General features: G+C 43.4%; 5 protein-coding genes and 1 pseudogene. 5 read left to right on the forward strand and 1 reads right to left on the reverse strand.

Annotated elements, in window-relative coordinates; all coding sequences use genetic code 11:
* Positions 1-185: 185 nt before the first annotated feature.
* A complete protein-coding gene (locus tag IOQ59_RS08285) occupies positions 186-743 on the forward strand; it encodes an NUDIX domain-containing protein (protein WP_193952793.1) in 558 nt (185 codons plus the stop codon).
* Between the two features lie 204 nt (positions 744-947).
* Complete coding sequence (locus tag IOQ59_RS08290) at positions 948-1,400, forward strand: class I SAM-dependent methyltransferase (protein WP_193952794.1); 453 nt, start codon at positions 948-950, stop codon at positions 1,398-1,400.
* 73 nt (positions 1,401-1,473) lie between these two features.
* Here the strand turns inward: IOQ59_RS08290 and IOQ59_RS08295 are convergent.
* A pseudogene (locus IOQ59_RS08295) lies at positions 1,474-2,679 on the reverse strand (integron integrase).
* A gap of 184 nt (positions 2,680-2,863) precedes the next feature.
* Here IOQ59_RS08295 and IOQ59_RS08300 point away from each other — a divergent pair.
* The 3 genes from IOQ59_RS08300 (at position 2,864) to IOQ59_RS08310 (ending at position 5,892) form a co-directional block, all read left to right on the forward strand.
* Positions 2,864-3,658 carry a DUF5677 domain-containing protein gene (locus tag IOQ59_RS08300; protein ID WP_193952795.1) on the forward strand — a complete coding sequence of 265 codons (795 nt, stop codon included), beginning with the start codon at positions 2,864-2,866 and terminating at the stop codon, positions 3,656-3,658.
* Entirely contained in the window at positions 3,651-4,334 is a 684-nt protein-coding gene (locus tag IOQ59_RS08305) for a hypothetical protein (RefSeq protein ID WP_193952796.1), read from the forward strand. Before IOQ59_RS08300 ends, IOQ59_RS08305 begins: the two co-directional genes overlap by 8 nt.
* A gap of 115 nt (positions 4,335-4,449) precedes the next feature.
* Positions 4,450-5,892, forward strand: a complete 1,443-nt coding sequence (locus IOQ59_RS08310) for a P-loop ATPase, Sll1717 family (protein ID WP_193952797.1) — start codon at positions 4,450-4,452, stop codon at positions 5,890-5,892.
* The last annotated feature ends 108 nt before the right edge of the window (positions 5,893-6,000 follow it).

Raw genomic sequence — 6,000 nt, forward strand, 5'->3', positions numbered from 1 at the left:
ATCCTGGCACTCAAAATCCGGTGACTGGATCATAGCGACCTCCGAGGAAGACAATGTTGCAGAGCATGTGGGTGGCTGCAGTGATGAGCCCGAGGTTGTGGATTTTAAGAATCTGATTTTGAGGCTATAATCGCGCTCCTTCATCCAAACGACAGTTGTTTGTGGCATCGCCTGATCACGCATATATGAACGTTATAAAAACTGCATTTCACCCTGACGTATCTCCCGATGATCTCTCGCCTGAGAGTGGACTCAAGCTCATTGAGCGCCATGCCGCACGCGGTATTGTGGTTAGGGGTGAGACGATCTTGCTTCTATATACACAGCGCTACCACGACTACAGTTTGCCGGGTGGTGGTATGGATGAAGGAGAGGATGAAGTTGCGTGCCTGATACGTGAGCTAGAAGAAGAGACGGGCGCGCAGGGTGTACGCAACATAAAAGCGTTTGCACGGTATGATGAGTATCGTCCCTGGTATAAACCCGGCGCGGATATCATCTATATGATCTCGCATTGTTATGTGTGTGATATCGATGAAGAGCTGGGTATGACAGCCCTTGAGTCACATGAAGTGAGTAACGGGATGACGCCGGTGTGGATGAATATCTATGAGGCTATTGCGCATAATGAAGCTGTGATCGCGAATAGTGATAAGAAAGGGCTCTCGATTGAAAGGGAAACTTTTTTGTTGCGAGAGATCGCAGAGACACTGGTGGAGCGTCAACTGACAGAGCCAGCATAAGTGAGGATAGCTGTACCTTAACTATACCTAACTGTACCTAAAGCGGGACTTTGTTGTTTCCTGTAGCTGCGTCGGTGTTCGGGGCGTTAACCATTCACAGTGCGAGTTTACGAATTGTCAGGCTTTGAGGTTTTCCTAATCCTTTTTACGTTGGCTGTGGGTGTCTCTATTGCCTGGAGCACCCTACGTGTTGGCATATCCCCCATGCCAAGCTCAAAATTAGCACGGCAGGTGATACTGCGACTCACTGAGGAGACGGGGGCAGGACCGATAATAGATTTGGGGTGTGGTTGGGGCAATTTAGTCATCCCTCTTGCGCTTAAATTCCCGCATCGACAAATAGTCGGCTATGAGTTGTCGATTATGCCTTGGTTAACGGCAGTAATACTTAAAAAGGTACTCAGGCTGAAAAATCTGCAGTTATATAGACAGGATTTTTTGAAATCTGACTGGTCAGGTGCCGAGGTGATTGTGTGTTATTTGTATCCGGGCGGGATGGATTCAATAAAGAACAAAATCGAATCGGAAGAAAGTGATATCCGCTTTGTTGTCAGTAATAACTTTGCACTGACTTCGCATCAGCCTGATAAGACTATTCGGCTCAATGATTTTTATAACTCCCCTGTCTATTTGTATCAGTTAAAGTCTACGCGGTGAGTGGTGGGTTAACCTATCATTGCCCACCATTCTGGAGCTTCATTCCGCTGTTTTGGCGGGATTTTTTGTATCTCTAATTCTCACTGACCGCATTGTGAACCAGACGATCCTGAGGGCTTTGTGTGCCAGCAAAGTGTTTGCCTATTACGTGGGTGTAGATCTGAGTTGTCTTTACATCGCTATGCCCTAATAGGTCCTGCACCGTTCTGATATCTTTGCCTTATTGAAGTAGCACTGTTGCAAAAGAATGCTTAAACGTATGACAGCTGACACGTTTGTCGGTGATCCCGGCAGCTTTCGCCGCAACTTTTAGATGCTTGCGTGGTACGGAGGCGTGGAGGTGGTGTCGACATAAAAGGCCGGTAATCGGATGGTTGCATAATGTGCTGGAGGGGAACAGGTACATCCAGCTCGGCTGGCGAAAAGCATTGGGAAGTTTTCGGTGCAAAGCGTTTGGCAGAGAAGGGCCGTGACCGCTTTGGTTGTCCTTTTGTTGTAGCTGTTTCGCACATTCGATCTGACGCTGAATATCCGGTATCAGTGCCTGACTTAAGATTGTCTTTCGATCTTTACCGCCTTTACCTTTTGTAACCGTGAGCGTGCCCCTATCAAAGTCTATATCCTGAATTCGTAAACGAAGGCACTCGGTAATGCGTAAGCCGCTGCCATAAAGAATTGAACATATAAGTCGGTACGGTTGCTTTAAACAATTGAGAAGTCTTTGAACCTCGGCAGGAGACAGCACCACCGGTAATCGTCGGTATTGTTTTGCATGTTTGAACTCCATGTCACCTAAAGGTTGATTCAGCACCTTATGGTACATAAAGGCGAGTGCATTCAGCGCTGTTTTTTGCGTATTTACAGCAACAAACTGGTCATTGGCGAGATGACTCAAAAATGCTTTTACTTCCGCAGGCCCCATTTCCGTTGGGTGGCGCAGGTTGTGAAAGCGAATAAAGCGTTTGATCCAGCTGAGATAGGTTTTTTCGGTACGGATGCTGTATCCGCGTAGCCTTATTTCGCGTCGTAGTTGATTCAAAAACGGGCTGCTTCCCATCGTCACACTCCTTGTGAACTGCAAGCGGTTTTCTGTATGTATATACAGTAAATTGGCCGCTGTAAAGCTAACCGGAGCGTTCTTGCCCAAAAAATATCCGCAGGTGGCGTGTTTTTGCACTGGCGTAAACCAGGAAAATCTAGCATTATCAGACGGATAGGAAACGCACTGGGAAGATATCGCGCCGGTGCAAAGAATCAAAACGCGCATGCTCGTTTTCATCGGAAGAGAAGAAGCATACGATCCACAAACTCCTTTCTTTTCAGATAGATGCCAACGTTTTTCCAGTATTCGCGAGGGACGAAAACGCGACGGCGCAGAGCAACAAGGCACAGCACGAGATCCCTCTGCCGCTGGCGCGCCAGACTGACTCGCGTGTTAATAGTTAGGTAACAAGGAGGTAGCGTTGAGCACGTTTGAAAAAGTAGGTTTTCTGGCTGATGATATGGCGTCTACATCTGATGCATTATGCACTGAATACGGTGCTTACTTGGATGTTTGCAAGGAGTTGAATGAGTTTTCTCAAAAACTGCAGTATGAGTTTGAGGTTAATACTTCTGATCCTGCACAACTACTCTCTGCAATACTATTTACTAGGGTTCTGTCTACCTATCAAGCATCTTTACTTGTCGCACAACGTGGAATGAAACAACAACTTAAAATGCTGATTCGCTGTGCTTTAGAGCTGTATCCTCTTGTTGCGATATCAAAAGACAGGGATTTCGTTTTTGACCTTATCAAGTCGGAAGAGGTTGAACGGAATAGAAACATAAAAAAAATAATAAAATTCAAAGAGAGGAATAAAGAAGAGGGTGATGAGTTAGAAGAAGCTAGGCGACTTCATAAGGAGTTGGATGCCAAGATAAAAAAAGAAAAGTTGAAGAAAGTGAGTGTGTTTGACTGTGCGCAAAAAGCAGAACTAGCTGATTGGTACGATACACTCTACGCATTGATGAGTAGTACATTACACTCCTCAATTCGGTCGCTAGAAGAGGCTCTTCATATGGATGAAGAGCAAAAAAATATTTTGGCATTGAAAAGTGAACCGGATATCGAGGGCTTTGATGATCTACTTATTGCGCTTGCAGAGTGTCTGATGAATTCGCTATTGGCCGTATCTAAAGTACTGTCCATGGATGAACCTGAAATCGTTGAGCTTTGCAGTGCAAAGATTAGAGCATTAAGGGGAGCTGTTGCCTAACAAGGCGCGGCAAAATCGCCCACAAGTGGGCTGGAGACGCGCTTCGCTCGCCCGTGCGCGCAGCGTTAGCTTTACGGAGTATCAGAAAAAGATGAGTGGAAGTCACGTACCAATTTCAGGCGACTTTTCTAGGATATTTGAAGCCGCTGACTACATGGCAATGGTGAATACTCCTGATGAAGCAGCATGTGTACTCCGCGGACATTTGGTTCTTGAGGAGTTTTTGCATCTTTGGATAGATAAAATTACGTCTACGGATGATATGTTTTCCGGTGTTTTTGTACCATTTAAATCCAAACTTCAAATCTCAAGAAACCTTGGGTTAAGCCAGGATCACTTCAAAGTTCTAGATAAGATAAATGAAATTAGGAACCGATTTGGTCATAGAAAGGGCTATGAAATGGAGGCTTCAACTCTAGATTCGTTAGCGGAGAGAATTGATAAGATTCCAGAGCCCGAAAAGATGCTCCCAGCAAGAGAGTTTGAGGTTTATTTCTCTGGTAAAGATCAAAACGGCAACCTATTGAGCAAAACATTTAGATATTCTGAGTCGGATTGCCGAATGAAATTTATCATACTGTTTGTGATATATATGCTTAAGCTGTCATGGTGGCTACAAACTGAATTTGATAGTCGTAACATTGAATATACAATTATTGAAGGGCTGCCAAGCTAACAAGAAAAAGCAGCCGGACTCGTTCCTCGCTCGCTGTTTTGGGCGTTATGTCTATGGTGCTTGTTACTAATCTTAGTTTTAATAATATATGTGAAATGACTTTGGAATATCGAAAATGAATGGATTAAGAGAGCTTAGAAATTTTGGTAAGGTCGAAGCTGAGGACGATGCAGTATTGGACTATTTTGTTGAGATGTCCGTTACAAACAATGTAGATGACGGTGATACATTTCTTGTACTTGGGCGAAAAGGGTCAGGAAAGACTGCTTTGTATAGGCATTTTACTGAAGACAAACACAGTGATTTTTCTGCTGGTTTGAATCTGAATGGTTATCCTTGGAAAGTGCATGAAAGAGTAAAGGATGATGGTGTGGAGCATGTTGAGTCATACGTTGCCTCATGGAAGTATTTGATCGCTGTTGAATTTGCAAAAATCGTGCTCCAGATGAGCGATAGATACCAAATGACCGAGGTGATAGAGCTTAATAAATTCTTAGATGAAAACTATGGCACTTCCTCCCCATCTATCAAGAACATCTTTGCACCTAAAGGACTGAAAGTTAGTGGTGATCTTGAGCCACAGATATTGGGCTGTAAATTAGGGAAAATATCTCTATCTGGTCGAGAAGATAATGTGCAGCTTGGCTCCGAGCTAAATGCTCTGACGGATAAGATTTTATCATACGTTCAGCGAGTGGCAGAAGTATCTAATTTAGATCAGGTATTTATTCATTTTGACGAGCTGGATAGAGGAATAACAAAACTCACTGAAGAAAGAAAGGATCTAATAATTGGTTTGATATTAGCAGCTAAGGAAGTGCGAAAATATTTTTCGGGAAGTTCAACATACTTCAAATCAGTTGTATATCTTCGCCGTGATATATGGGACGAACTTATTTTCTCCGATAAAAATAAAATTGCAGAATCAAACGCTGATTTCATTGAATGGAATCATGAGCAACTATTTGGGATGATCAAGAAGAGAATCAGTGTGCTGCTAGGTGAAGGTTGCTCCTGGGATGATATAGATGATGGTAAGAGAATTAATCAGCAACCAAAGTGGAAGCATATTATTGACCGGACTCTAATGAGACCAAGAGATGTCATCTCGTTTCTAAACACGCTATTAGAAGTTGCAAAAAAGAAAGAAGAGCGTGAAATAGTTTTTGAAAACAAGGATGTCGTGGAGGCAAGACCCAAGTACTCGAACTATTTGAAAAATGAGCTCGATGATGAAATATTACCGCATTGGGTTGACTGGGAAGTTTGTCTTCAGGCTCTGTCAAGAATAGGAAAGCTATATTTCAAAAAAGATGACTATGCTGAAGCATATTCAGGAATTAATTCAGTAGAAAACAAAACCTATTCAGAAGAGCAATCTCTACAAGAGCTCTATAATTTTAGTGTCATTGAGTATGAGGCAAGATCTGGATATGGCGGTTCTGGTTGGAAGTCCAAGTTCGCAAACCCTGAATTGGGCTGGGACTCTAATGCAACTAGATTCAAGGTACACTTGGGGCTTAAAGAATACATGAAACTAAAAGAAGAGCGTTCTTAGAATCCGACATAACAAGCAAATGCATGGGACGTTGTAGTTCCCCCGGTTTAGTGGACACCTCAATCAAATTGAGTTGAGGTGTTCAGTGCCAGCATATAAGAATCCAAA

It is taken from the genome of Pontibacterium sinense, from assembly GCF_015209595.1.
GTDB classification, from domain to species: Bacteria; Pseudomonadota; Gammaproteobacteria; order Pseudomonadales; family Balneatricaceae; genus Pontibacterium; species Pontibacterium sinense.

Coding starts and splice junctions, on each gene's coding strand:
- IOQ59_RS08285 (WP_193952793.1), top strand. CDS start 186: ATGAACGTTATAAAAACTGCATTTCACCCTGACGTATCTCCCGATGAT.
- IOQ59_RS08290 (WP_193952794.1), top strand. CDS start 948: ATGCCAAGCTCAAAATTAGCACGGCAGGTGATACTGCGACTCACTGAG.
- IOQ59_RS08310 (WP_193952797.1), top strand. CDS start 4,450: ATGAATGGATTAAGAGAGCTTAGAAATTTTGGTAAGGTCGAAGCTGAG.